The organism is Curtobacterium sp. USHLN213 (assembly GCF_037144815.1).
Lineage (GTDB): Bacteria > Actinomycetota > Actinomycetes > Actinomycetales > Microbacteriaceae > Curtobacterium.
The window spans coordinates 106,624-131,784 of sequence record NZ_JBBCYQ010000002.1 but is presented as its reverse complement, the minus strand read 5'-3'; the positions used below and the strand labels follow the sequence as shown (position 1 = coordinate 131,784).

Here is a 25,161-nt window from a genome sequence, read left to right as displayed (position 1 = left end):
GTCCCCTGTACCGGCAGCCCCCTGCCGGGCGCAGTCAGTGTGCGGACCCCCGGACGGCGCGGTCAACCCCCCGAACTGGCCGTGCGCACGCGCGGAGACTGTGCTCAGGGCACCTGCACGAACCGCGGCGCACCCCGCTCCCGCAACCGGAACCCGAGGTGCTGGTACAGCCCGATCGCCCCGGTGTTGCCGGCGGCGGCGTGCATGAGCGGCGTCTCGCCCCGCGCGCGGATGGCGTGCGCGACGTCGAGCACGAGGCGCCGTCCGAGCCCCTGCCCGCGGAAGTCGGCGTCCGTGCACACCGCGCTGATCTCGGTCCACCCCGGCGGGTGCAGGCGCTCCCCGGCCATCGCGATGAGGCGGCCCTCGCGCCGGACGCCGACGTACCGGCCGAGCTCGATCGTGCGGGGCAGGAACGGCCCGGGCTTCGTGCGGGCGATGAGCTCGAGGATCTCGGGGACGTCGTCGGGGGTGAGCTCGACGGCCTCGGGGTCCGGAGCGCCCTCGATGTCCTCACCGGTGAGCTGCACGCCCCCGGAACCCTCGACGGCGTGCCAGCCCTCGGGGAGGACGGCCGACGCACCGACGCCGAACACCGCACCGGGTCCGAGCAGCGCGCGTACGTCGTCCCAGTCCGCGGCCGTCGGTCGCTCCGGGATCCCGGTCCAGACCGACACGTCGGGCAGGTACCGCGCGATGTCGCCGCGACGCTCGGCGAACCGGGCGTGCTCGCCGTTCAGGGACGCGAGCGCGGGGTTGTCGAGCAGCCGGGTCGGGGTGCCGTCGTCGGCGATCGTGAGGTCGAGCGTCCGCACCGCCGCGCCGCGGGGGTCGCCGCCGCGGAAGCCGAGGTCCTCGAGGCGACGCCGGTCCCCGTCCTCCCAGCCGGCCGTGTCCGCGACGACGGCGGCGGCGTAGGTGTTGCGGGCGTGGTCGACGACGGCCTCGACGTCCGTCGCGGTGGTCAGGACGACCGCTCCGGGTCGGGTCACGTCGGTCGTCGGGGCATCGGTCGTCATGGGTCCATCCTGCGACGCCGCGGACACCGACCGCACATCGTTGCACCGCGTGACACGGCGCCCGGGGGCCAGCGGCCAGCGGCCAGCGAGCAGCGACAGGCGCTACGCCAGCCGCGCCGCCACGAACGCCACCATCCGCCGCACGAGCTCCGCGCGCGACGTGGCCCGCCGGTACTCGTGCCCCTCGCCCGCGAGCTCGAGGTACTCCACGTCGTGCGACCTCGCCGTGAGCGCCTCGACCACCTGGTGCGCCTCACCGATCGGCACGTTGGTGTCGAGCTCGCCGTGCACGACGAGCAGCGGCGCGGTGACGTCGTCGATCGCCCGCATCGGCGACAGCGAGTCGAGCAGCGCGGCGTCGTCCACGGGGTGCCCGTACTTCGTCGCGGCCGCCGAGGCGATCCACGGCTCGGTGTCCCGGTAGAAGGTCGCGAAGTCGCTCATCCCGCACACGGCGACCCCGGCCGCGAAGACGTCGGGGGTGAAGGCCAGGGACGCGAGCGTCGCGTACCCGCCGTACGAGCGGCCCTCGACGGCGACCCGGGAGCGGTCCGCGTACCCGTTCGACACGAGGAACCGCGCGCAGTCCACGACGTCGGCGAGCGCGTTCCAGCGCAGCCCGAGGTCGTCCGCGTGCACGAAGTCGCGTCCGTACCCGCTGGACCCGCGGATGTTCGGCGCGAACACGGTGATGCCGGCGGCGGCGAGCGCCTGGTGCTGCGGTGAGAAGGTGGGTCGCTCCTGCGACTCCGGTCCGCCGTGCAGGTGGACGAGCGCTGCGCGCGGCACGGGAGGCACGGCACCGACGTCGGGACCACCACCGGTCGACGACGTGGCCGGGTCCACCGCCCGGTACAGCCAGCCGGTGATCTCCAGTCCGTCGCGCGCCGCGAAGCGCTCGAGCGTCGGCTCGACCAGGGGCACCTCCGGCAGCCCGGGGACGCCGGTGACCCGGCTCCACGTCAGCGCGTTCGTGTCGAGGCGCCAGAGCTCCCGCGGCCGCAGGGGTCCCTCGACGGCGAGGAGCACGCTGCGCCCGTCGCGGCTGAGCACCGGGTCGGTGACGACGTACCCGGGCAGGTCCGGCACGGGCGTCCGCGAGGCGTCGTGCGTGTTGATGAGGTCGAGTTCGCTCCGGCCGTCGACGTTCCAGACGAGCAGCAGGGTCCGGCCGGCGTCGTCGGCGTCGAGGTACTCCAGTTCGGCGTCGTCGCGCTCGGTGATCCGCCGGGGTGCGCCGCGCCAGCCGTGCGGGCCGACCGGCTGGGCGACGAGCCCGCGGCGGGGCAGCCCGGCCTCGGTGGCGACGTAGGCGACGAGCGGACTGGTCTCGCTCGCGGGTGCCGGTCGGAGGAAGGCGATCTCCGCCGAGCCGTCCGGCGAGTCGGCGAGCAGCGCGTGGCTCTCGTCGGTGAGCCGGTCGACGACCACGACGAACTCGTGGCCGCGCTGCCCGTCCCGGAGCACGACGAGGCGCTCCTCGACGCTGAGGTCGAGGATGTGGATGAGCTCCCCCACCGCGAGGTCGTCGCGGTCGCCGGAGACGGGGTCGACGAGGTACGAGCGGGCGGGCTGGTCGGCCTCGGTGGACGGCAGGGTGATGACGACCCGGTGGCCGCTGCGGCTCCACGGACCGAGTTCGGCGTGCTGGTACCGCGACCCGGCGATCTGCGCGGCGTCGGTGCCGTCGGGTCGGACCACCCAGACCTGCTGCTTCACGCCGCCGTCGGTCGCGATGGCCACGGCGAGCCACTCCCCGTCGGAGGACCACGTCACCCGGATCACGGGGTCGTCGGACAGTCGGATCCGCACGGGCTCGGGTGCTTCGTCGCCGACGACGACGTCCTGCACGAAGACCTCGGGGGTGCCGTGCCGGTCGCTCACGAACGCGACGCGGCGGGCGTTCCGCGTCATGGTGGGCCCCCACGATCCCCAGGCCGCGACGAGGCGCTCGCCCAGGTCGGCCGCCTGCCGGGCGCGGGCCGACGGCTCGAGGTGGGTCGCGCCTCCTGGCCGCACGGCGGGCCCGCTCACCGCACCCCCTGCTGCTGCAGCCACATCTCGATCAGGCCGAGCTGCCAGAGCGCGTTCGCGCCGATCTCGGTCCGCGTGCTGTTCGGGTCCTGGAGCATCCGCTCGACCGTACCCGGATCGAAGAGCCCGCGCTCCCGCGCCTCCGGGGCGTGCAGCGCCTGCCGGACGCGCTCGAGGTACGGACCCTCGAGCTGCCGGATCGCCGGCACCGGGAAGTACCCCTTCGTCCGGTCGATGACGGCGTCGGGGACGATGCCGCGGGCCGCGCGCTTCATGACGCCCTTGCCGCCGTCCGCGAGCTTGAGCTCGGGTGGGATCGCGCCGGCGAACTCGACGAACTCGTGGTCGAGGAACGGCACGCGGGCCTCGAGTCCCCACGCCATCGTCATGTTGTCGACGCGCTTCACCGGGTCGTCGACGAGCATCGTCATCGTGTCGCTGCGGAGCGCGGCGTCGACGCTGGTCTCCGCTCCCGGCACGGCGAACGCGGCGTCCACGAACGCCGAGGGCGTGTCGTCGTCGCTCCGCCAGCGTTCCCCGAGCAGGGGTTGGAGTGCCGGCCACCGGCGGTCCATGAACACCGAGCGGTAGACCTCGGCGGCCTGGTCCCGCGGGACGGACGCGAGCGGCGGGTACCAGCTGTAGCCGCCGAGCACCTCGTCCGCACCCTGCCCGGACTGCACGACCTTGACGTGCTGCGACACCTCTTCCGAGAGCAGGTAGAACGCGACGCAGTCGTGGCTGACCATCGGCTCGCTCATCGCGCCGATCGCGCCGTCGATGCCGTCGAGCAGGCGCGACGAGGGGATGCGGATGCGGTGGTGGTCGGTGCCGAAGTGGCGCGCGACCTCGTCGGAGTACTCGAACTCGTCGCCGGACTCGCCACCGGCCGACTCGAAGCCGATGCTGAACGTGGCGAGGTCCTGTTGCCCGGCCTCGGCGAGCAGTGCCACGACGAGCGAGGAGTCGATCCCGCCCGAGAGCAGCACGCCGACCGGGACGTCGGCGACCATGCGGCGCTCGACCGCGGTGCGGAGCTTCCCGGTGAAGGCCTCCTGCCAGTCCTGGTCGGTCCAGTCGGCCTTGTCCGGGTCGCGCTCGAAGCGGGGCTCCCAGTACGTCTCGTCCCGGGAGGTCCCGTCGCGCTCGATGACCCGGACGGTCGCCGGCGGCAGCTTGCCGACGCCGGACAGGATCGTGCGGGGCGCCGGGACGATCGAGTGGAAGGTCATGTACGACGCGAAGGCGACCGGGTCGATGCTCGTGTCGACGCCACCACCGGCCAGGACAGCGGGCAGGGAGCTCGCGAACCGCACCCCGCCGGGGACCTCGGCGACGTAGAGCGGCTTGATGCCGAGCCGATCGCGGGCGAGGACGAGCCGGCCGCTGGCGTGCTCCCAGATGGCGATCGCGAACATCCCGACCAGGTGGTCGACGAACCGGGTGCCCCACTCGGCGTAGGCGGCGAGGATGACCTCGGTGTCCGAGGTCGAGAAGAACTCGTGGCCACGGCCGCGCAGCTCGTCGCGGAGCTGTCGGTAGTTGTAGACCATGCCGTTGTAGGCGATGGTCAGTCCGGCACGGGGGTGCACCATCGGCTGCGCGCCCGCGGTGGACAGGTCGACGATCGACAGCCGTCGGTGTCCGAGCGCGACCGGTCCGCGTGCCCACAGCCCGTCGCCGTCGGGGCCGCGGTGCACGAGGCAGCCCGTCATCCGCGCCACGGCCGCGACGTCCGGCGCCGTCCCGTCGAACCGGAGTTCTCCCGCGAGTCCGCACATCAGCTGTCCCCTGCCGTTCCGGTGATCCAGGTGTCCTTGGCGCCGCCGCCGCGCGAGGAGTTCACGACCATGCTCCCCTCCGGCGCCACCCGCGTGAGCGCGACGTCGGCGAGGTGGGTGTCGTCCGGCCCCGTGCCCGTGACGTAGACGAAGGCACGCAGGTCGACGTGCCGGGGGTCGAGGCCGGCCGGGCCGATGGTCGGGTGCGACGACAGCTGCACGACCTCCTGCCCGACCCAGCGGTCGGGGTCGGCGGCGATCGCCCGGCGCCGCTCGGCGACCTCGGGAGCGCTCGCGCTCGGACCGATCAGGACGTCCCGACCGCCCTCGCCGTCGACGGGCTTCGTCACGAGCTCGCCGACGCGGTCGAGCACGGAGAGCCGTTCGCCCTCGATGCTGGTCCGGTACGTGGGGACCGAGTCGAGCAGCGGCTTCTCGTCGAGGTAGTACCAGATGAGGTCCGGCACGGTGACGTACATCGCCTTGTCGTCGACGAGCGCGTTGCCCGGCGCGTTCGCCAGGTGCACGCCACCGGCCTCGGCGACGTCGAGGATGCGCGCACCGAGGTCCGGTGCGTGCTCCGCCGCGAGCGCGCTGACGTCGCGGTCGATGCGCAGGTACAGCCCGTGCAGCACGTCACCCGTCCGCGCCTCGACGACGTGTCCGTCGCGGACGTCCAGGTCCGAGCCGGCCAGGAGGCGCAACCCGGCCCCGTCGGCCAGCCTGCGGTGCTCGAACCACGCGCCGGCGGCGGGGCCGTCGCTGATCAGCGCGATCACCGGGTCCGGTTCGCCGGTCACGGCGGTCGCGTTCGTGCGGAGCGTGTCGCGGAGGCGGTCGACCACACCGTGCGGGTCGAGCAGGTGCTCCGGCCGCGGGGCGTCCGGCACCACCTCGTCCATCAGCTCGCGGAGCGCGATGCCGTACGCGACGCCGGAGGGCGACCGGACGTTGTCCTCGAGCACGCGCCACCCGCCGAACTCGTTCCGGACCAGGTCGAACCCCATCACGGGCGCACGCACGGCGTCCTGCGGCAGCCGGGCGGCCGCCGGGTCCCACCCGTTGGCCCCGACGAACTGGCGCTCGTCCATCGCGCCGTCCGCCACGATCCGCCGGGGCCCGTAGGCGTCCCGGAGGAACAGCTCGATCGCGCGGGCGCGCTGCCCGAGGCCGGCGGCGAGCTGGCTCCACTCGTAGGCGCTGACGGTCCGCGGGACGAGGTCGCAGCCGAACGCCTGGACGCCGCCGTCGACCACGAAGCCGACCTCGTGCTCGCGGGTCCAGGTGTCGCGGGCGGCGCAGCGTTCGATGGTGGTCTCGGCGTCCCACCCGCGGAAGAACACCGCGAGGTCGCGGAACGCGGGGCGGGGCCGGGCTCCCGGACCGACGGCCTCGTCACCGGCGCGGACGCGGTACGACGGCAGCGTCACGGTCGGGTGCTCGGTGCGGCCGGAGGGCGTCCCGGCGGTGTCCTCGACGACCGAGGCCACGACGTCGTCGAGCTCGCCGCGCTCGGCGTACGCGGTGCGCTGCCGGTCCGTGGAGTTCCCGCGGGCGAGGGTGTCCTCGACGAGCTCCGCCACCGTGCCCCAGTCGCCGAGCTCCTCGAGCTCCGGACGGAGCCGTGAGACGAGCTGGCGGACGGCGGTCTCGGCGGGCAGCCGCTCCGGGTGCTGCCCGAGCCCGAGCAGTTCGCCGGTCAGGCCACCTCGGGCGGCCTGCCACATCGCCGCCCGGTGCAGGGGCTCACTGCGCGGTCGCCACTCGGCACCGGACTCGACCGCCTTCTCCGCCTTGCGGACGGCGGCGCGGAACAACCCGGCGATGAGCACGGCGTCGTCCACGATCGGCGTCGCGTCGCACACCCGGAGCTCGAGCGTCGGGGCGTGCGAGGACGGCCGCACGTCGAAGTACGCCATCTTCTTGTCGGCGATCACCCCGGACGCGATGAGGTCGTCGAGCATCGCGTCGTACTCGGCGGCGTCCTTGACACGCCCGAAGCTGCCCGCCGAGGGCCAGCGCTGCCAGATGATGCTGCGGAACGACGAGTAGCCGGTGTCCTGCCCGTTCCAGAACGGACTCGACGCACTGAGCGCCAGCAGCACCGGCAGCGCCGGGGCCACCCGCTGGGCGATCTGCACCGCCAGGTCGCGGTCGCTCACACCGACGTGCACCTGCAGGCCGCAGATGAGCTGTTCGTCGACGAGCATCCGGTACTGCTCCTGCATGCGGCCGTACCGCCCACCGGAGGTCAGCTCGAAGTCGGCGTACTCCGACCGCGGCGCGGTGCCGGCAGCCGCGATCGTGACCCCGGCGGGGGCGATCGCGGCGCTCAGCTCGCTGCGCAGGTCGACGATCACCCGTCTCAGGTCGTCGAGGGTGCGCACCACGGGGGTGTTCGTCTCGATGGTCGTGCGCTGGAGTTCAGCGCCGAACCGGTCGGCGGGCAGTTTGGGCAGAAGGCGCGGGGCCTTCGCGGAAAGTCGTCCGGAATCGAGGTCGATGAGGTGCAGTTCTTCCTCGGCGCCGAGCGTCAGCTCTGCACTCATGGGCCGAACCTATCGCCGCACCTTGTGGAAGGCCCCGCCCGAGGGCAGATCGTCGCATGCTCGAAACAATGCCGCACGGGGTACACCCCGCTGGGAGCGCCGGCGCCGCGGCACGTAGGAACGAAGGATGCCCACCACCGTGTTCTGCCTGCACGCCCTCGGATCGAGTTCCGAGGAGTTCGTCGGGCTGCGGTCCCGCCTCGCCGGGACGCTCGACCTGGTCGGCATCGACCTGCCCGGGTTCGGCACCAGCACGGCCGCGACCGGCACCACCGTCGAGGAGATGGTCGTGCTCGTCGAACGTGCGATCGGCCGGAGCGGTGCCACCGACTGGGCGCTGATCGGGCACTCGATGGGCGGGAAGGTGGCGTCCGTCGTCGCCTCGCGCACCGTCGACGGCAGCAACGGCCTGTTCGGCCTGCGCGCCGTGGTGCTGCTCGCCGCGTCGCCGCTCTCCCCCGAGCCGATGGACGAGGAGCGCCGGCAGACCATGCTCGACTGGGCGTCGGACGGCGAGATCGGCCCCGACGAGGCGGATGCGTTCGTCGACGCCAACACCGCGTCCCGCCTCGACCCGGAGCCGCACGCGATCGCGGTGCACGACGTCGAGCGCGCCGTCCCGCAGGCCTGGACCGACTGGCTCGTCCGCGGCAGCCGCGAGGACTGGTCGACCGTCTTCCCGCCGAACCCGGTCCCCGCCCTGGTGCTGGCCGGCGCCGAGGACGGCGACCTCGGCCCCGAGGCCCAGCGGACGCTGAACCTGCCGCACTGGACCGCGGGCGAGTTCGACGCGGTGCCGGGCGCCGCGCACCTGCTGCCGTGGGAGCAGCCCGACGCCGTCGCCGACCGCATCCGCGACTTCTGGCACCGTCGGGTCGACCACGGTCCGCTCGTCCCCGCCGAGACCGCCCGCGTCATCGCCTCCCCCCGCGTGAGCGCACGGACCCGCGGCATCCTCGCCGTCCGAGCGCTCCCGGACGCCCCGGACCGCGAACCGCGTGCCCTCACCCGCGAGCAGCTCGACACGTTGCGCGCCGTGGCCCGCGTCGTCGTCCCGCAGCCGGGCGACCGCCACCTCGACCTCGCGCTCCGCGTCGACGGCCAGCTCGCCGACGAACTCGGCGACGGCTGGCGACCGGACGGCCTGCCCGCCGACGTCGAGGCCTACCGGGCCGGACTCGACGCACTCGAGGCCGACGCCGCGCAGGGCGACGAGCACCTCGCCGGGGTGCTCGACGCGGTCACCGCGGGCGAGTACACACCGACGACGGGTCCGCTCGGTGGTTCGCAGCTGCGAGCCTGGCTCGAGGACGCCAGCGTCGACCTCGCCAAGCAGTGGATGGCACACCCCGCGACGATGGCCGCGGTGGACTACGACGGCTTCGCCAACGGCGGCGACGGGCTGCGCAAACAGGGCTTCCTGCTCCTCGGAGCCGGCGAGCGCGAAGCATGGGAACCGACGGGAGCCGGACGATGAGACTCGACCACCAGCGCCACCACAGCGAGGACGAGGTCGTCGACGTCGTCGTCGTCGGGACCGGCGCGGGCGGCGCACCGCTGCTCGCCACCCTCGCCCGCCGAGGCCTCAGCGTCGTCGCGCTCGAGGCCGGCCCGAACACCGACCCGGAGCAGTACACCCCCGACGAGGTCGAGGCGCCCGGGGACATCAACTGGATGGACGAGCGGATCAGCGGCGGCAACGCCCCGACCGCTTTCGGCCCGAACAACAGCGGCACCGGCGTCGGCGGCTCGACCCTGCACTGGGGCGCGTTCACACCGCGGCCGAACCAGCACGACATCCGGCTCCGCACCGACTCCGGGCAGGGCGAGGACTGGCCGATCGACCACGCCGAGCTCACCCGCTGGATCGAGCAGGCCGAGCACGACGTCGGCGTCGCCGGACCCGCGCACTACCCGTGGGACCCGGAGCGCCGCTACCGCATGGGCCCGCCCCCGCGGAACGCCTCGTCGGACATGATGATCCGGGGTGCCGCCGCCGTGGGCATCACCGCCACGGACGCCCCCGTCGGCCTCACCACCGAGGACCGGCACCAGGAGCACCACGGGCTCCGCCAGGCCTGCGTGTCCTGCGGTTCCTGCCACCAGGGCTGCCGGAACGGGGCGAAGGTGTCGATGGACACCACCTACCTGCCCGCCGCCGTCGCGTTCGGTGCGGAGATCCGCGCCGAGGCGTGCGTGCACGGCATCGAGCTCGACGCCAGGGGCCGGGTCGAGGCCGTCGTCTACCGCCAGGACGGCCGCGACCACCGGCAGCGCTGCCGCACGCTCGTCCTCGCCGCGGGTGGCATCGAGACCCCGCGCCTGCTGCTGCACACCGGGATCGCGAACAGCAGCGGTCAGGTCGGCCGGAACTTCACCGCGCACGGGGCCACCCAGGTCTGGGCGACCTTCGACGAGTCGATGCGGTCCTACCGCGGGTACCCGTCGTCGATCATCACCGAGGACTTCGTCCGCCCCACCGACGCGGACTTCGCGGGCGGCTACCTCATCCAGAGCCTCGGCGTGCAGCCGCTGACGCTCGCCACCTCGCTCGTGCGGGGCGGCGGGCTCCGCGGTGCCGCGCTCGTCCGGGCGCTGCAGGACTACCCGCGCATGGCCGGCGTGGGCATCAACGCCGAGTGCCTGCCGTACGACGACAACCGGCTCGTGCTCGCCGACGAGGTCGACGCGAACGGGGTGCCGAAGGCCCGCGTCACGTTCTCGCCCGGGTCGAACGAGGAAGCGATCACCCGCCACGCGGTCCGCACGATGACCGCGATCGTCGAGGCAGCGGGCGGCACGGACGTCCGGGTCCTCGACCGCACGGCGCACACCGTCGGCACGGCGCGGATGGGCACCGACGCGGGGAACTCGGTCGTGGACGCCGCCGGCCGGTCGTGGGACGTGCCGAACCTGTGGGTCGTGGACAACTCGGTGTTCCCGAGCTCCCTCATCGCGAACCCGGCGCTGACGATCATGGCGCTGTCGCTGCGCACCGCCGACCGGCTGCTCCGCGACGACGCCTCGGCCGACCGCGAGCAGGCCGCGACCGCCGTCGCCTGACGCGCGAGCCGGGGGACGGGAGGCGCGGTGCGGGCTCGCACCGCGCCTCCCGTCCGTCATCGGTGGCGGTCAGGAGTCGGCGGGTGCCCGGTCCTCGACCGGCACCACGACCGGATCCGCCCGCCGCGCACGCATGCGCGCACGGCGGTCGACGTCGAGGTCGTCCTCCGGAGGGTCGTTCGCGTCCGAACCCACGAGCCAGGTGAGCCCGCGCAACCCGCGCCGGTCGTCGGAGACGAGTGCGATCGACCAGAGCGCGCCCTCGTGCTCGGCGGCGCGGCGCTGGGCCCAGTCGACGACCTGCAGGACGTCGGCCTCGAGCAGGTCGGTCGTCTCCGTCGCGAACACGTCGCCGTCGGGGCGTTGGACGTACATGCGGAAGCGCGGGCGCGGGTCCTCCCACGTGCTGTCGCGCTCGTCGACCTCGATGACGTCCATCCCCCGAGCCTACGAGTCCGGGTCAGCCGCGGGTACGCGCCAACCGCCGGTTCAGCGCCCCGTTCAGCAGCGCCACGAGCAGCCCCACCGCGAACACGAGCGTGCCGAAGCACAGCACCTGCGGCGGCATCCCGGCCTTGGCGGCGCCGTACACGAACAGCGGGAACGTGACCGAGGGCCCGGCGACGAACGAGGTGATCACGTAGTCGTCGATCGACATCGCCAGCGCGAGCAACCCCGCGGCCAGCATGCCCGGCGCGAGCAACGGCAGGGTCACGAGCCGGAACGCCTGCAACGGCGTCGCCCCGAGGTCCCCCGCGGCCTCCTCGAGCGCCCGTGACGTCCCCGCGATCCGCGCCCGGAGGACCACGACGACGTAGGCGACGTCGAACGCCACGTGCGTGAGCAGGATCGTCAGGAAGCCGGTGCCGAGCCCGACCGACAGGAAGAACGACAGCGACGCGGACCCGACGACGATCGACGGCGCCGCGATGTCCGCGAACACGACGGCGTTCACGGCACCGCGCCCGGGGAACCGGTAGCGCTCGAGCGCCAGGGCCAGCGGCAGGCCGATCGCGACCGAGATGATCGCGGCGAGGAAGGCGATGACGACCGAGGTGACGAACGCCTGTCCGAGGCCGGAGACGTTCACGAGGTTCGCGTACCAGTAGGTCGTGAACCCGTTCCACGCGAACGACAGCCGGTTCGTCGGGGCGTCGTTGAACGAGTACACGATCATGTAGACGATCGGCACGAGGGTGATCGCGATGGTGACCCAGTACACGATCGCGAGCCACGGCCCGCGGCGGTTCACCCCGTGCCGGCCGGGTCGGCGCGCGGCCGTCCCGGTGGCGGGTGCGGCGGGAGCGGTGGCGCGGGGCGGTGCGACGGCGGTCATACGAGGTCCTCGAGGTCGTCGGTGCCGGAGACGCGGGCGTAGATGAACAGGATGATGCCGAGCACGACCATGAGCACGGTCGAGAGCGCCGCGGCGACGTTGTACTGCTGGTTGCCGGAGTAGGCGTCCTGGATCGCCTGCCCGATCGTGTACGTGTTCGTGCCGCCCAGGAGCGCCGAGTTCACCGGGTCGCCCACGCTGTCGATGAAGACGAGCAGGACACCGGCGAAGATGCCCGAGCGGGACAGCGGCAGCGTGGTGTGCCAGAACGCCCGGACCTTGCCGGCGTAGAGGTCGTTCGCCGCCTCGCCGAGTCGGGGGTCGATGCGTTCGAGCGCGGCGTAGATCGGCAGTACCATGAACGCCAGGTCGTTGTAGGCGTCGCCGAAGATCACCGCGCCACCGGTCCCGAGGATGTGGAAGTCCTTGCCGGCCAGGCCGATCGCCTGCAGCGCCGTGACGACCGGCCCCTGTGAGGCGAGCACGAACGCCCACATGTCGGTGCGGATGACGAACGACACGAGGAAGCTCACGAACACGAGCATGAGGAGCGGGTTCTTCCACCGCGGCGACACCCGGAACGCGATGAAGTACGCCACCGGGTACCCGACGATGATCGTCACGACGGTCGCGGCCGCGCCGTACCAGAGCGACCGGCCGAGGAACGTCAGGTACGGCACCTGCGGGTCGATGAACAGCGAGCCGTAGATCCCCCAGTTCCACGTGAACGTGTAGCCGTCGTCCGGGTTGCCCGACATGAGCGAGACGATGAGTCCCGACACGAGCGGGATGACGAAGAACACGGCCAGGTACGCGGTGCCGACGACGGCGAGCAGGAACGGCACCCGCAGGCGACGACCGTGCCGCACGGGCGCGGGTCCCGGTCCGGCCCCGAGACCGGCGGTCCCGGCCGTCCCGACGGCGCTCACGACTGCACCACCGCGTTGAAGATGCCGTTCCACTCGGAGTACTCGTCGTAGTTCTCGAACACCCGGAACTCGTGCGACTTCTCGAGCACCTCGGACGAGGGGAACACGAGCGGGCTGTCCGCCACGGTGGGGTCGTCCAGCTCGTCCCGGACGTAGTCCTCGGCGGCGGGCACCGGGCAGACGTAGTTGACGTAGTCCTCGACGATGCCGGCGATCTTCGGCGTGTAGTAGAAGTCCATCCACTCCAGGGCCGACACCGGGTTCGCCGCCTGCCGGGGGATCATGAGGTTGTCGTGCCACATCATCTGGCCTTCCTCGGGCGTGACGAACTTCAAGTGCTCGAACCCGGACTGCTGCGCCTGGAACACGTCACCGGACCACGCCTGCGTGATCCAGGTGTCACCGTTCTCGAGCTTGTTGATGTAGCTCTGGTCGTAGAACCCGGTGACGCTCGGGCGGAGCTTCCGCAGCCAGTCCTGGGCCGTCCGCCAGTCCGCGGGGGTCGAGGTCTCCGGGGCGATGCCGTTCGCGAGCAGCCCGAGGGACCCGAGCTCGGTGTTGTCGCTCATCAGCCCGACGCGGCCCCGGAACGCCGGGTCGAGCAGGTCCTGGAACGACGTGATCTCGCGGTCGATGTACTTCGGGTTGTAGGCGATCCCGGTGAACCCGGTCTGCCACACGACCGAGTGCTTGTTCCCGGGGTCGTAGGTCGGGTCCTTCACCGAGTCACCCGCGTTCGCCGCGAAGTTCGGCAGCCGCGAGTGGTCGAGCTCGCACACGAACCCGTTCTTGATCATCTGCGTCAGCTCGAAGCCGTTCGTCATCACGACGAGGTCGTAGCCGGTGGCCCCCTGCGCGCGGAGGATCGGCGACACCGTCGCGTAGAACGTGGCGTTGTCCTGGATCACGGCCTGGTAGTCGACCGAGATCCCGGTGGCCCGCTCGAACAGCTGGATGGATTCGGACTTGCCGTGGTCGGAGTCGATGTAGAGCGGCCAGTTCGCGAAGTTGAGCTGCTTCGTCGCCTGCTGGTCCTTCCAGAACCGCTCCCAGTCCACCGGGTGCTCGGCGAGCGACGCCGCCGACCCCTTGATGCTGCAGCCGGCGAGCAGGGCGGCGACCGCGGCGGCCCCGCCGCCCGCGAGGAACCCTCGACGGCTGACGCGTGCGGACGTCAGTCCGCGCACCAGGTCCGGCCGCGGACTCACGCGACGACCCCCGCGGTGGCGGGTGCGGACTGGAGGCGCGGGTCGGCTCCGGCGGTGACGGTCGCGTCGGACGCGGGGTGCGCCTCCAGGCCGAAACCGTGGTCGACGCCCCACGTGAGCCAGACCTCGGTACCGGTGGCGATGCGCGGTCCGCCCTTGGAGTTCTGCGCGAAGACGGAGACGCGGCCCGCGCCCGGCACGTCCACGAGGTACTGGGTGCTGACGCCGGAGAACGACACGTCGACCACACGGCCGGGGCCGAGGATGTTGCGACCGGCCTCGGGTGCCGGCTCGGCGGTGCGGATCTTGAGCTTCTCGGGACGGACGCCGACCACCACGTGTCCGGTCGTCGCGACGGCCCGGTCGGTCGGGACGGCGATCGTGCCGGCCGCGGTCGCGACGACGAGGAGTCCGCCGTCGGTGCCGCGGACCTCGCCCTCGAGCAGGTTCGACTGCCCGAGGAAGTTCGCGACGAACGCCGTGCGGGGCAGCTCGTACAGGTCCTGCGGGCTGCCCATCTGCTCGATGCGGCCGCCGTTCATGACGGCGACCGTGTCGGCCATCGTCATCGCCTCCTCCTGGTCGTGCGTGACGTGCAGGAAGGTGAGACCGACCTCGGCCTGGATCGTCTTCAGCTCGAGCTGCATCTGGTGCCGCAGCTTGAGGTCGAGGGCGCCGAGGGGCTCGTCGAGCAGGAGCAGGGCCGGGCGGTTCACGATCGCGCGGGCGAGGGCGACGCGCTGCTGCATGCCGCCGGACAGCTGCGCCGGACGCTTCGACGCCGAACCCTCGAGCTCGACGAGCCGCAACGCCTCGGTCGCCTTCGTCATCGGGTCCGGGATGCGCCGGCGCTTCAGCCCGAACGCCACGTTCTCGAGCACGCTCATGTGCGGGAACAGCGCGTAGTTCTGGAACACCGTGTTGACCGGCCGCTGGTACGGCTTCGTGTCGGTGACGTCCCGTCCGCCGATCGTGATCGTGCCGCTCGTGGGCTCCTCGAGGCCGGCGACGAGCCGGAGTGTCGTCGTCTTGCCGCAGCCGGACGGGCCGAGCAGCGCGAAGAACGAGCCGGCCGGGACGGTGAGGTCGAGGGCGTCGACCGCGGTGTGGCCGGGGAAGGACTTGGTGATCCGGTCGAGCCGGAGATCGGCTCCCGATTCGGCGAAGGTGCCGGTCATTGCCATGGTGCCTCCTGCTGCTCGTGCTGCTCGGGGTCGGGTTCGGGCTCAGCCGATGTAGGACATGACGTGCTTGATGCGGGTGTAGTCGTCGAACCCGTACTGGGACAGGTCCTTGCCGTAGCCGGAGTGCTTGAAGCCGCCGTGCGGCATCTCGGCGACGATCGGGATGTGGGTGTTGATCCACACGCACCCGAAGTCGAGGTCGCGGGCGAAGCGCATCGCCCGCGCGTGGTCCGTCGTCCACACCGAGCTCGCCAGGCCGTACTCGACGCCGTTCGCCCACGCGAGGGCCTGCTGCTCGGTCGAGAAGCGCTGGACGGTCTGCACCGGCCCGAAGATCTCCTGCTGCACGGCGCGGTCGTCCTGCCGGAGCCCGGAGACGATCGTCGCCTCGTGGTGGAACCCGCGGTCGCCCAGGCGGTGGCCGCCGAGCTCGATCGACGCGTGGTCGGGGAGGGTGTCGATGAACGACCGGACCTGGGCGAGCTGGGCCGCGTTGTTCACCGGGCCGAAGTACGGGCTCGGTGCGTCCGGGCCGGTCTGCGCGTCGGTCCGCGCCGCCTCGGCGAGCGCCGCCACGAACTCGTCGTGGATGCCGTCCTGCACGAGCAGGCGGGTGGCGGCGGTGCAGTCCTGCCCGGCGTTGAAGAAGCCGGCGGCGACGATGCCGGCCACGGCGGCGGGGACGTCGGCGTCGTCGAACACGATCACCGGGGCCTTGCCGCCGAGCTCGAGGTGGGTCCGCTTGAGGTCCCCGGCGGCGGCGCGGGCGACCTCGATGCCGGCGCGGACGGAGCCCGTGATCGAAACGAGCTGCGGTGTGGGGTGGTCGATCATCGCGGCACCGGTCGTCCGGTCCCCCACGACGACGTTGAGCACGCCCGGCGGCAGGAACTCGGCAGCGACCTCGGCCAGCAGCAGGGTCGACAGCGGGGTGGTGTCGCTCGGCTTGAGCACGGTCGTGTTCCCCGCGGCGAGCGCCGGCGCGAACTTCCACACCGCCATGTTGAGCGGGTAGTTCCACGGGGTGACCTGGGCGACGACACCGATCGGCTCGCGGCGGACGAACGACGTGTGGTCGGTCATGTACTCGCCGGCGCTCCGCCCCTCGAGGTTCCGGGCGGCGCCGGCGAAGAAGCGGATCTGGTCGACGGAGAGCAGGATCTCGTCCTCGACGAGGGTGGCGCGGGGCTTCCCGGTGTCGAGCGACTCGAGGTCGGCGAACTCCTCCGCCCGCTGCTCCACCGCGTCGGCGATCCGGAAGAGCGCGAGCTGTCGTTCCGCCGGTGTGGTGCGGCCCCACGTCCCGAACGCGCTGCTCGCCGCACGGAAGGCCGCGTCGACGTCGGCGGCGCTGGACACCGGCGACGTGCCGTAGACGTGCTCGTCGGTCGGGTCGATCAGGTCGAAGGCCGCGTCGGCACGGACCTCGACGGACGCGCCCCCGATGAAGTTCCGGACCTCGCTCGTCTTCGTGGACTCCCGCATGGCGGCGATACTGGCACGGAAAAAGCCGGTTCGGAAGACTTGTAACAACGGAAATCGTCGTGAAACACGGTGTTCACAACGGATTCCCTTGCTTTCTGGGCGATGGCGCTGCAATGCTGTCCGGCATGGCGGCAGCACCACGACGTCCGGGACCGATCGACGACACCTCGAAGCGGATCATCGAACAACTCCAGGCGGACGGGCGCCGTCCGTACGGCGAGATCGGCAAGGCGGTCGGTCTCAGCGAAGCGGCGGTCCGGCAGCGCGTCCAGAAGCTGACCGAGACCGGCGTCATGCAGATCGTCGCGGTGACGGACCCCCTGCAACTCGGGTTCCACCGCCAGGCGATGATCGGCATCCGGGTCAGCGGCGACACCCGAACCGTCGCCGACGAACTCGAACGGCTCCCGGCGGTCGACTACCTCGTCATGACCGCCGGGAGCTTCGACCTCATGGTCGAGGTCGTCTGCGAGGACGACGACGACCTGATCGAACTCCTGAACGGCACCATCCGGGCGATCCCGGGCGTCGCCGGCACCGAGACCTTCGTCTACCTGCAACTCCGCAAACAGCTCTACGACTGGGGAACGCGATGACCATCTCCGAACGACCCACCACCCGTCTCGGCTCGTACGACCCGTTCGCACCGGTGGACGACGCCGCGCTGCAGCAGAAGTCGCGCGACCACCTGTGGATGCACTTCGCCCGGCACGGTGCGAACCAGGCCGGTGCCGACGTGCCGATCATGGTCCGCGGCGAGGGGCACCACGTCTACGACAGCCACGGCAAGGAGTACATCGACGGGCTCTCCGGCCTGTTCGTCGTCGCCGCGGGCCACGGCCGGAAGCGCCTGGCCGAGATGGCCGCCAAGCAGGCCGAGACGCTGTCGTTCTTCCCGATCTGGTCGTACGCGCACCCCGCGGCGATCGAGCTCGCGGACCGGTTGGCCGACCACGCCCCCGGCGACCTCAACAAGGTGTTCTTCTCGACCGGCGGCGGCGAGGCCGTCGAGACCGCGTTCAAGCTCGCGAAGTACTACTGGAAGCTCCGCGGCAAGCCGATGAAGCACAAGGTGATCTCCCGCGCGGTCGCGTACCACGGCACCCCGCAGGGAGCACTCGCGATCACGGGCATCCCGGCGATGAAGCAGATGTTCGAGCCGCTCGCACCGGGTGGCTTCCGCGTGCCGAACACCAACTACTACCGCGCCGCCGAGATGGGCTTCGCCGGCGAGAGCGAGGAGGAGTTCGGCTTCTGGGCGGCCGAGCGCATCCGCGAGATGATCGAGTTCGAGGGCCCGGACACCGTCGCCGCGGTCTTCCTCGAGCCGGTGCAGAACTCCGGCGGCTGCTTCACCCCGCCGCCCGGGTACTTCCAGCGGGTCCGCGAGATCTGCGACGAGTACGACGTGCTCCTGGTCTCTGACGAGGTGATCTGCGCGTTCGGCCGGATCGGCACCATGTTCGCGTGCGACACCTACGGCTTCGTGCCGGACATGATCACGTGCGCGAAGGCGATGACCTCGGGCTACTCCCCCATCGGCGCGACGATCATCAGCGACAAGCTCTTCGAGCCGTTCTCCACGGGCGACACGACCTTCTACCACGGGTACACGTTCGGCGGGCACCCGGTCTCCGCCGCCGTCGCGATGGAGAACCTCGACATCTTCGAGGAAGAGGGGCTCCTGCAGAACGTCCAGCAGAACGCCCCGCTCTTCAAGGCCGAGCTCGACACGCTGCGCGACCTGCCCATCGTCGGGGACGTCCGTGGTGACGGGTACTTCTACGGCATCGAGCTCGTGAAGGACAAGGCCACCAAGACGACCTTCGACGACGCCGAGTCGGAGCGCCTGCTCCGCGGGTTCCTCTCGAAGGCGCTGTTCGACGCCGGGCTGTACTGCCGTGCCGACGACCGCGGCGACCCCGTCGTGCAGCTCGCGCCGCCGCTCACCATCGGGCAGCCGGAGTTCCGCGAGATGACCTCGATCCTGCGGAGCGTCCTGTCCGAGGCCTGGACGAAGATCTGACCGTGACCGGCTACCGGGGCGTCTCGTTCTGGCTCGAGGCGCTCGTCACGAGTGGCCGCGACGACCTGACGCCCCGCCCGCCGCTCGACGGCGACACCACCGCGGACGTCTGCATCGTCGGCGGTGGACTGACGGGTCTCTGGACCGCGTGGTACCTGCACCAGGCCGACCCGCGCCTCCAGGTCGTCGTCGTGGAACGCGAGATCGCGGGCTTCGGCGCGTCCGGACGCAACGGCGGCTGGTGCTCCGCACTGTTCCCGCGGTCCGCCGAGGCGATCGCCCGCGAGCACGGCCGCGACGCGGCCCTCGCCCTGCGTCGGGCGATGCGCGACACCGTCGACGAGGTCGGGCGCGCAGCGTCCGAGGCCGGGGTCGACTGCGACTACGTCAAGGGCGGCACCGTCCTCTACGCGCGCTCCGCCGTGCAGGAACGCGCGGCCCGCGACGAGGTCGCCGCCTCGGCCGCGTGGGGCGACGACATGACGTACCGCGACGCACGCCCCGGCGATGCCGCCGGATCGGCCGGTGTCGCGTGGACACCGGACTGCGCGCGGGTCCAGCCCGCAGCGCTGGTGCGCGGCCTGGCGGCGGCCCTGGAGGCGCGGGGCGTCCGGATCGCGGAGCACACCCCCGCCGTCTCGTGGGGTCCAGGGCACGTGGTCACGTCGCGCGGGACCGTCACGGCCGGTGCCGTGGTCATCGCGGTCGAGGGCTACGGCGCGCAGCTCGAGCAGACGAAGCGGCGCATCCTGCCGCTGTACTCGCTCATGATCGCGACCGCTCCCCTGCCGGCCGCGGTGTGGGACCGTGTCGGGCTCGAACACGGGCAGACGTTCTCCGACTACCGGCACCTGCTCGTGTACGGGCAGCGCACGGCGGACGACCGACTGGCGTTCGGCGGGCGCGGAGCCCGCTACCACTGGGGGTCCGCGATCACCCCCGGCTACGACCGGGTACCACGCGTGTTCGAGCACCTTCGGCGGTCCCTGGTCGAGCTGTTCCCCGCCGTCGCCGACGCACCGATCACGCACACGTGGGGCGGACCCCTCGGGGTGCCCCGTGACTGGTGCGCCTCGGTCACGTGGGACGGCCACGTCGGGACCGCCGGCGGCTACGTCGGCGACGGCCTGTCCACGACGAACCTCGCCGGACGGACGCTCGCCGACCTCGTGCGGGGTGTGTCCTCGCCGCTGACCGCGCTGCCGTGGGTGAACCACCGGTCGCCGGACTGGGAGCCGGAGCCGCTGCGGTTCCTCGGGGCGAACGCCGGGCTCGTGGCCACCGACCTGGCCGACCGCGAGGAAGCACTGACCGGGCGGCCGAGCCTCGCCGCCCGCCTGATGGCACCGCTGACCGGAGGACACTGATGGCTGCACGCGATGCCGACGTCGTCGTCGTGGGGGCCGGGGTCGCCGGGCTCGCCGCTGCTCGAGCGCTCGTGCAGGGCGGGCAGCGCGTCGTCGTGCTCGAAGCCCGCGACCGCATCGGTGGCCGCACCTGGACCGACGACGAGATCGGGGTGCCGGTCGACCTCGGCGCCTCGTGGATCCACGGCATCGAGGGCAACCCGCTTTGGTCCCTGGCGTCCGCGTTCGGGATCGAGACCGTCGAGTTCACCGTCGGCAGCTTCCAGTTCGACGGGCGGCCGATCGGCTGGCACGCCCCGTCCGGACGGCGGTTGACCGCGCCCGAGGCCGCGTCGTTCGTCGCGGACCTGCACACCGTCGACGCGGCCCTCGCCGCGGTGGTCGCCGACGCCCCGCCGCCGGCGACCTACGCGTCCGCCGTCGACACCGCGCTGCGGTCCCTGCAGTGGCAGGGCGACCGGGCCGCGCGGATCCGCGAGTACACGGCGCACCGCTCCGAGGACCTCTGCGGCGCCCCGGTCACCGTGCTCGACGCGCACGGGCTCGACGAGGAGCACGTCGCCGGCGACGAGGTGGTGTTCCCCGGCGGCTACGCCCAGTACGCGCACGCCCTGGCGGCCGGGCTCGACGTCCGCCTGTCCGCCGTCGTCGCCGCCGTGCGCTCGTCGTCCTCGGGCGTGGTCGTCGAGCTCGCCGACGGGACGACCGTGTCCGCTGCGGAGGTCGTCGTCACGGCACCCCTCGGGGTGCTGCAGGCCGGCGCGATCACGTTCGAGCCACCGCTCGAGCCCGCGGTGCTCGACGCGATGGGCCGACTCGGGATGGGCGTCTACGACAAGGTGTTCCTGCGGTTCCCGTCCCGGTTCTGGGGCGAGTCGTGGGTGGTCCGCCAGCAGGGGCCGGCCGGAGTCGACTGGCACTCCTGGTACGACATGTCCCGCGTGACCGGCGAACCGGTGCTCGCGGCGCTCGTGGGCGGTGCCGGCGCGCGGCGGATCGAGTCGCTACCCGATGCCCTGGTCGTCGACGAGGCGGTCGAGGCGCTGCGCCGGATGTTCGGGCCCTCGGTCCCATCGGCGGACGGCGTTCGGATCACCCGGTGGGCGGCGGACCCCTTCGCGCGCGGGTCGTACTCGTACCTGCACGTGGGGGCGTCACCGGACGACCACGACCTGCTCGGCACCCCGTCGGGGCGGGTGCAGCTCGCCGGTGAGGCCACGTGGGGCGACGACCCCGCGACGGTGCACGGGGCCCTGCTCTCCGGGCTGCGGGCGGCGGGGCGGTTGCTCGGGCACGAGGTGTCGGCCGGGTCGTTGGCGGGGCCGCTGCCCGGCTGACGGGCGGGGCCGGAGTCGGCCGGATCCGGCCGGCACCGGCCGCCCGGTCGGGCGTGATGCTCCGTCAGTCGAAGGCCGGGGTGTCCGCCGAGCACCGCACCGCGTCGCCCGGCCGCGTCGACGTCTCGCTCGCGATCTCGCGCTTCCCGTCGAGCAGGATCCGGCACGTCGCCGTGGCCCCGGCGCCCGGCGTCGCCCGCACCGACGCCCGCTGTTCGGCGAGGACGATCGCGTCGTGCTCCCAGCGCGACCCCTCGCCGTCCGAGGACCCGGTCTCCTGCGCGTCGAGCCGGTGCACCTCGGGGGCTTCGCCCCGTCGCTCGGCACCCTCGACCCGCACGTCGGTGAGGGCGGCCCCGCTCGGCTGGTCGACGCGGACCTCGTAGGTCACGGACCAGGCATCGCCCGTCTGCTGCTGGACGAAGCTGCACCCGGTCGCGAGCACCGCGACGGAGCCGGCGACCACGGCGGCGGCGAGGAGACGGACGGTGGGACGGTTGCGTTCGGACATGCCACCAGCCTGCGCACCAAGCGCCCGCGGATCGTCCCCCGGGCGACGCGACCCCGTGCGACGTCGGATCGATCCCGGGTCCTCCGAGCGGTTGACATCGGCTCCGTGCGCCCACGCGGTCAGTACCGTCGACCGCATGGGAACCGTGCTGCCAGGCGTGATCGCGTTCGCCGTCGGGGTCGTCCTCGCCGTCGGGGCGCTCGTGCCGTGGACGGCGTGGGAGTACCGCCGTCACGGGCAGCTCGGCTTCCGACGCTCGCTCGTCGCGTTCGGCACGCTCGTCTACGCCCTCGCGCTCGTCACCTACACGCTGCTGCCGCTGCCCGACGACGTCGCGACGATGTGCCGGAACGCGGCCTCGCCGCAGCTGACGCCGTTCGCGTTCCTCGGGGACGTCGCGAAGGAGGGCGGGATCTCCGGACCCCGGTCACTGCTGTCCAACCCGGCGTCGGCGCAGGTCCTGTTCAACGTGCTGCTCTTCGTGCCCCTCGGTGCACTCGCCCGGCACGCGGTCGCCCGGAGGCGCGTGTTCGCCGGCCTGCTCGTCGGGCTCGGCGCCGGGTTCGTGGTGTCCCTGCTCATCGAGACGACGCAGCTCACCGGCGACTGGTTCCTCTACCCGTGCTCGTACCGCCTCTTCGACGTCGACGACCTGCTCGCGAACACGACCGGCGCCGTGGTCGGCACGCTCCTCGCCCCGCTCGTGGGACTGCTCGCCGGGTCGGGGCGGACCACCGACGCGGACGCCCCGCGCCCGGTCACCGCGGCACGACGGTTCTCCGGCATGCTCGCGGACGTGCTGGCGATCTGGCTCCTGTCCGGCACGCTGAGCGTCGGGACCGCCCTGGTGTGGGCGATCGCCGGGCGGGACGACCAGGACCCGGTGCTCGGCACGCTCATCACCGCCGGTGCCCTGGTCGCCCCGTTCGCACAGCTCGTGGTCGTGCTCGCGACGGGCCGGACCCTCGGTGAGCACGTCGTCCGGCTCCGTCCGGCCCCGACACCGGGGACCGGGAGGCGCGTGGTGCGCTGGGCGCTCGGCTCCGGCGGGTGGGCGGCACTGCTCGCCGTGGACGTCCCGTTCTCCGCGTTCCTCGCGTTCGTGCTCGCGGTGACGTCGGTCATCGCGGTGTGGGCGACCCGCGGCCGGCGTGGGTTCGCGCTCGCGGTGATCCGGGCGGAGGTCGAGGACGACCGGGTGCCGGCGCGCGTCGGCTGAGCGGGTCCGACGGGTGCCCCGCGCCGGCGAGAGCGCGGGACACCCTGGGCTCAACCCTTGCGCCACACGTCGTGCAGGAACCGGGCCAGGGTCACGAGCAACGTCGCAATCCCCAACCACGGCACCTGACGGCGTCGACGCGGTTCGTCGTCGGAGGACATCCGAACCACCTTCCGTGTCAGCGCCGGCGGACACGAAGAGCAGGGGCCGAGGGACGTGCGACCCGACGGTGATCGGGCTACACTGGTTCCGAGTTCAAGCTCGGGACGCATCGTGTCCCTCGTTCTCCACTCGGAGAGCAAATCGAAGCCCATCGCTGTTTCCCCAGCGGTGGGCTTCATCCTTGCTCGGGCCACGCTCCGGCGGTGACGCGGCCCGCCACCAGCCTACTGATGTTCCATGTTCCGGTGAGAGCGACACGAGGGTCGTACTGACCGGACCCTCACGGGTCGCTCGGGCCCGGAACGGTGTTCGAGTGCCACACTCGGAGCCGTGACGACGACGCGGACCACACCCCGGCACGAGCACCGCGGGCCGGTCGCCGTCGCCGTGCTGGTGAACCTCGCGCTGAGCCTGTTCCTGCCCGACGAGGTCCTGTTCTTCCCGTCCTGGGTGGTCCCGCTCCTCGGGGTGCTGCTCCTCATCCCGCTCATCGTGTTCAACCCTCGGCGGCTGACCCGTGAGACCACCTGGTCGCGGTGGCTCTCCACGGGCCTCGCGGTCCTGCTGACCGTCGCGAACCAGCTGACCGTCGTCCGCACGGTCGACGAGCTGCTGCACGGGCACCCCGACGGCGGCGCGGTGCTCCTGACGGCCCTGCAGGTCTGGGTGAGCAGCATCATCGCGTTCGGGCTCGTGTACTGGGAGCTCGACCGGGGCGGCCCCGTCGCCCGACGGCAGCCGGGGCTGTGGGTGACCGACCGCGCCGACTTCCAGTTCCCGCAGGAGACCGACCCGAAGACAGCGGCCTGGCGGCCGGTGTACCTCGACTACCTCTACGTCGCGCTGACGAACATGATGGCGTTCAGCCCGACGGACACGATGCCGATGACCATCCGGGCGAAGATGATCATGGCCTACCAGTCGATCGGCGGGTTCATCCTGCTGGCGCTCGTGATCTCGCGCGCGGTGAACATCATCAGCTGACCGAACTCCCGACGAGCGCCTCCGACACGTCCCAGAGCTGAGCGGCGTCCTCGTCACGGAGCAACGGCGCCCACGGCTTCCGACGGCCGGCCGGTCCGCCGAGCTGCCCGGGTCCGGTCGGACCGACGAAGCCTCCGTCGAGGTCCGCGTCGGTCGCCGCGAGCAGGGCCGGCTCCGCCGCCGAGGCCGGTGTCCCGACGAGGAGCCCGCGCGCCGACAGCCAGCGGATCAGCCGGACGGCCACGGTGTCGCCCGAGCGTCCGATCTCCGGTCGTGCGGCGAGCAGGCTCGTGGGTGCGACGCCTGGGTGGCTGACCGCACTCGTGATCCCCCACCCACCGGCCCGGCTCCTCCGACCGAGCTCGAGGGCGAAGAGCGCGCACGCGAGCTTCGACTGCCCGTACGCCCGCGCGACGTCGTAGTCCCGCTCGGACTGCAGGTCGTCCCACCGGATCGAGGCACGCTGCGCCGCCACGCTCGACTGCATCACGACGCGGCCACCAGCGGCACGGAGCAGGGGGAGCAGGGCGCCGACGAGTGCGACGTGCCCGAGGTGGTTCGTGCCGAACTGCAGCTCGAAGCCGTCCCGGGTCGTCTGCCGCTCCGGCGGGTTCATCACGCCGGCGTTCCCCACGAACACGTCGATCGGCGTGCCCTCGGACCGCATCCGCTCCCCGAGCGTCGACACGGACGCCAGCGAGGACAGGTCCAGGTCCTCGAGCAGCACGGATGCACCTGGGTGCTGCGCGGTGATCCGGGCGACGGCCGCCGCTCCCTTGTCGCGGTTGCGCACCGGCACGACCACCTCCGCCCCCGCGCCGGCGAAGCGCGCGGCGATCTCCAGTCCGATGCCGTCGCTCGCTCCGGTCACCAGGACCCGGCGCCCGCCGAGGTCCGGGAGGGTGAGTCGCTCGTTCCGTGCCATGGTCCGCCTCTTCCGTCGTGGTGAGCACCCGATCCGGCACCC

The 25,161-nt window shown here is 72.4% G+C and carries 20 protein-coding genes; 8 read left to right on the top strand and 12 right to left on the bottom strand.

What is annotated here, in order from left to right; translation table 11 throughout:
• Window positions 1–104: 104 nt before the first annotated feature.
• The 4 genes from WFH25_RS03165 to WFH25_RS03150 all read right to left on the bottom strand — a co-directional run bounded on the left by WFH25_RS03165 (window position 105) and on the right by WFH25_RS03150 (window position 7,383).
• Window positions 105–1,019 carry a GNAT family N-acetyltransferase gene (locus tag WFH25_RS03165; RefSeq protein ID WP_336696783.1) on the bottom strand — a complete coding sequence of 305 codons (915 nt, stop codon included), beginning with the start codon at window positions 1,017–1,019 and terminating at the stop codon, window positions 105–107.
• Window positions 1,020–1,121: 102 nt separating this feature from the next.
• Window positions 1,122–3,053: a S9 family peptidase gene (locus tag WFH25_RS03160; protein WP_336696782.1), complete on the bottom strand. Its 1,932-nt coding sequence runs from the start codon at window positions 3,051–3,053 to the stop codon at window positions 1,122–1,124.
• Window positions 3,050–4,834, bottom strand: a complete 1,785-nt coding sequence (locus WFH25_RS03155; protein WP_336696781.1) for an N-acetylglutaminylglutamine amidotransferase — start codon at window positions 4,832–4,834, stop codon at window positions 3,050–3,052. The genes WFH25_RS03160 and WFH25_RS03155 overlap by 4 nt, the downstream gene beginning before the upstream one ends.
• Window positions 4,834–7,383 carry a carboxylate--amine ligase/circularly permuted type 2 ATP-grasp protein gene (locus WFH25_RS03150; protein ID WP_336696780.1) on the bottom strand — a complete coding sequence of 850 codons (2,550 nt, stop codon included), beginning with the start codon at window positions 7,381–7,383 and terminating at the stop codon, window positions 4,834–4,836. Before WFH25_RS03150 ends, WFH25_RS03155 begins: the two co-directional genes overlap by 1 nt.
• A 127-nt stretch (window positions 7,384–7,510) precedes the next feature.
• Here WFH25_RS03150 and WFH25_RS03145 point away from each other — a divergent pair, with 127 nt between their 5' ends.
• Window positions 7,511–8,860, top strand: coding sequence for an alpha/beta hydrolase (locus WFH25_RS03145; protein WP_336696779.1), 1,350 nt, complete (start codon window positions 7,511–7,513; stop codon window positions 8,858–8,860).
• The gene (locus WFH25_RS03140) at window positions 8,857–10,446 is read left to right on the top strand and encodes a GMC family oxidoreductase (protein ID WP_336696778.1); all 1,590 of its coding nucleotides are present in this window, start codon (window positions 8,857–8,859) and stop codon (window positions 10,444–10,446) included. The genes WFH25_RS03145 and WFH25_RS03140 overlap by 4 nt, the downstream gene beginning before the upstream one ends.
• A 69-nt stretch (window positions 10,447–10,515) precedes the next feature.
• Here WFH25_RS03140 and WFH25_RS03135 read toward each other — a convergent pair whose 3' ends face one another.
• The 6 genes from WFH25_RS03135 to WFH25_RS03110 are packed head-to-tail and all read right to left on the bottom strand — an operon-like array spanning window position 10,516 to window position 16,588.
• The gene (locus tag WFH25_RS03135) at window positions 10,516–10,884 is read right to left on the bottom strand and encodes a hypothetical protein (RefSeq protein ID WP_336696777.1); all 369 of its coding nucleotides are present in this window, start codon (window positions 10,882–10,884) and stop codon (window positions 10,516–10,518) included.
• A gap of 22 nt (window positions 10,885–10,906) precedes the next feature.
• The gene (locus WFH25_RS03130; protein WP_070417422.1) at window positions 10,907–11,782 is read right to left on the bottom strand and encodes an ABC transporter permease; all 876 of its coding nucleotides are present in this window, start codon (window positions 11,780–11,782) and stop codon (window positions 10,907–10,909) included.
• Complete coding sequence (locus WFH25_RS03125) at window positions 11,779–12,711, bottom strand: ABC transporter permease (RefSeq protein ID WP_217637333.1); 933 nt, start codon at window positions 12,709–12,711, stop codon at window positions 11,779–11,781. The genes WFH25_RS03130 and WFH25_RS03125 overlap by 4 nt, the downstream gene beginning before the upstream one ends.
• Window positions 12,708–13,919, bottom strand: a complete 1,212-nt coding sequence (locus WFH25_RS03120) for an ABC transporter substrate-binding protein (RefSeq protein ID WP_229084650.1) — start codon at window positions 13,917–13,919, stop codon at window positions 12,708–12,710. Before WFH25_RS03120 ends, WFH25_RS03125 begins: the two co-directional genes overlap by 4 nt.
• Entirely contained in the window at window positions 13,916–15,103 is a 1,188-nt protein-coding gene (locus WFH25_RS03115; protein ID WP_309777710.1) for an ABC transporter ATP-binding protein, read from the bottom strand. The genes WFH25_RS03120 and WFH25_RS03115 overlap by 4 nt, the downstream gene beginning before the upstream one ends.
• A 42-nt stretch (window positions 15,104–15,145) precedes the next feature.
• Entirely contained in the window at window positions 15,146–16,588 is a 1,443-nt protein-coding gene (locus tag WFH25_RS03110; RefSeq protein WP_336696775.1) for an aminobutyraldehyde dehydrogenase, read from the bottom strand.
• 113 nt (window positions 16,589–16,701) lie between these two features.
• On the opposite strand from WFH25_RS03110, the gene WFH25_RS03105 reads away from it, so the two are divergent.
• Genes WFH25_RS03105 through WFH25_RS03090 form a run of 4 tightly spaced genes read left to right on the top strand, consistent with a single transcriptional unit; the run spans window position 16,702 to window position 21,318 of the window.
• On the top strand, window positions 16,702–17,184 hold the full coding sequence (locus WFH25_RS03105; protein WP_070417426.1) for an Lrp/AsnC family transcriptional regulator: 483 nt from the start codon (window positions 16,702–16,704) through the stop codon (window positions 17,182–17,184).
• Window positions 17,181–18,614 (top strand): aspartate aminotransferase family protein, encoded by a 1,434-nt coding sequence (locus tag WFH25_RS03100; protein WP_070417427.1) that lies wholly within the window; start codon window positions 17,181–17,183, stop codon window positions 18,612–18,614. Before WFH25_RS03105 ends, WFH25_RS03100 begins: the two co-directional genes overlap by 4 nt.
• Window positions 18,615–18,616: 2 nt before the next feature.
• The gene (locus WFH25_RS03095) at window positions 18,617–19,981 is read left to right on the top strand and encodes an NAD(P)/FAD-dependent oxidoreductase (protein WP_336696774.1); all 1,365 of its coding nucleotides are present in this window, start codon (window positions 18,617–18,619) and stop codon (window positions 19,979–19,981) included.
• Window positions 19,981–21,318 carry a flavin monoamine oxidase family protein gene (locus WFH25_RS03090; RefSeq protein WP_336696773.1) on the top strand — a complete coding sequence of 446 codons (1,338 nt, stop codon included), beginning with the start codon at window positions 19,981–19,983 and terminating at the stop codon, window positions 21,316–21,318. The genes WFH25_RS03095 and WFH25_RS03090 overlap by 1 nt, the downstream gene beginning before the upstream one ends.
• Window positions 21,319–21,382: 64 nt before the next feature.
• Here the strand turns inward: WFH25_RS03090 and WFH25_RS03085 are convergent, their stop codons facing one another.
• Entirely contained in the window at window positions 21,383–21,829 is a 447-nt protein-coding gene (locus WFH25_RS03085) for a hypothetical protein (RefSeq protein ID WP_336696772.1), read from the bottom strand.
• A gap of 136 nt (window positions 21,830–21,965) precedes the next feature.
• Between WFH25_RS03085 and WFH25_RS03080 the strand changes: the two genes are divergently transcribed.
• Together WFH25_RS03080 and WFH25_RS03075 are read left to right on the top strand one after the other, a co-directional pair.
• Window positions 21,966–23,048, top strand: a complete 1,083-nt coding sequence (locus WFH25_RS03080) for a VanZ family protein (protein ID WP_336696771.1) — start codon at window positions 21,966–21,968, stop codon at window positions 23,046–23,048.
• A gap of 492 nt (window positions 23,049–23,540) precedes the next feature.
• Window positions 23,541–24,194, top strand: coding sequence for a hypothetical protein (locus tag WFH25_RS03075; RefSeq protein ID WP_336696770.1), 654 nt, complete (start codon window positions 23,541–23,543; stop codon window positions 24,192–24,194).
• Here the strand turns inward: WFH25_RS03075 and WFH25_RS03070 are convergent.
• The gene (locus WFH25_RS03070) at window positions 24,187–25,119 is read right to left on the bottom strand and encodes an SDR family oxidoreductase (protein WP_336696769.1); all 933 of its coding nucleotides are present in this window, start codon (window positions 25,117–25,119) and stop codon (window positions 24,187–24,189) included. The genes WFH25_RS03075 and WFH25_RS03070 overlap by 8 nt on opposite strands.
• Between the last annotated feature and the right edge of the window lie 42 nt (window positions 25,120–25,161).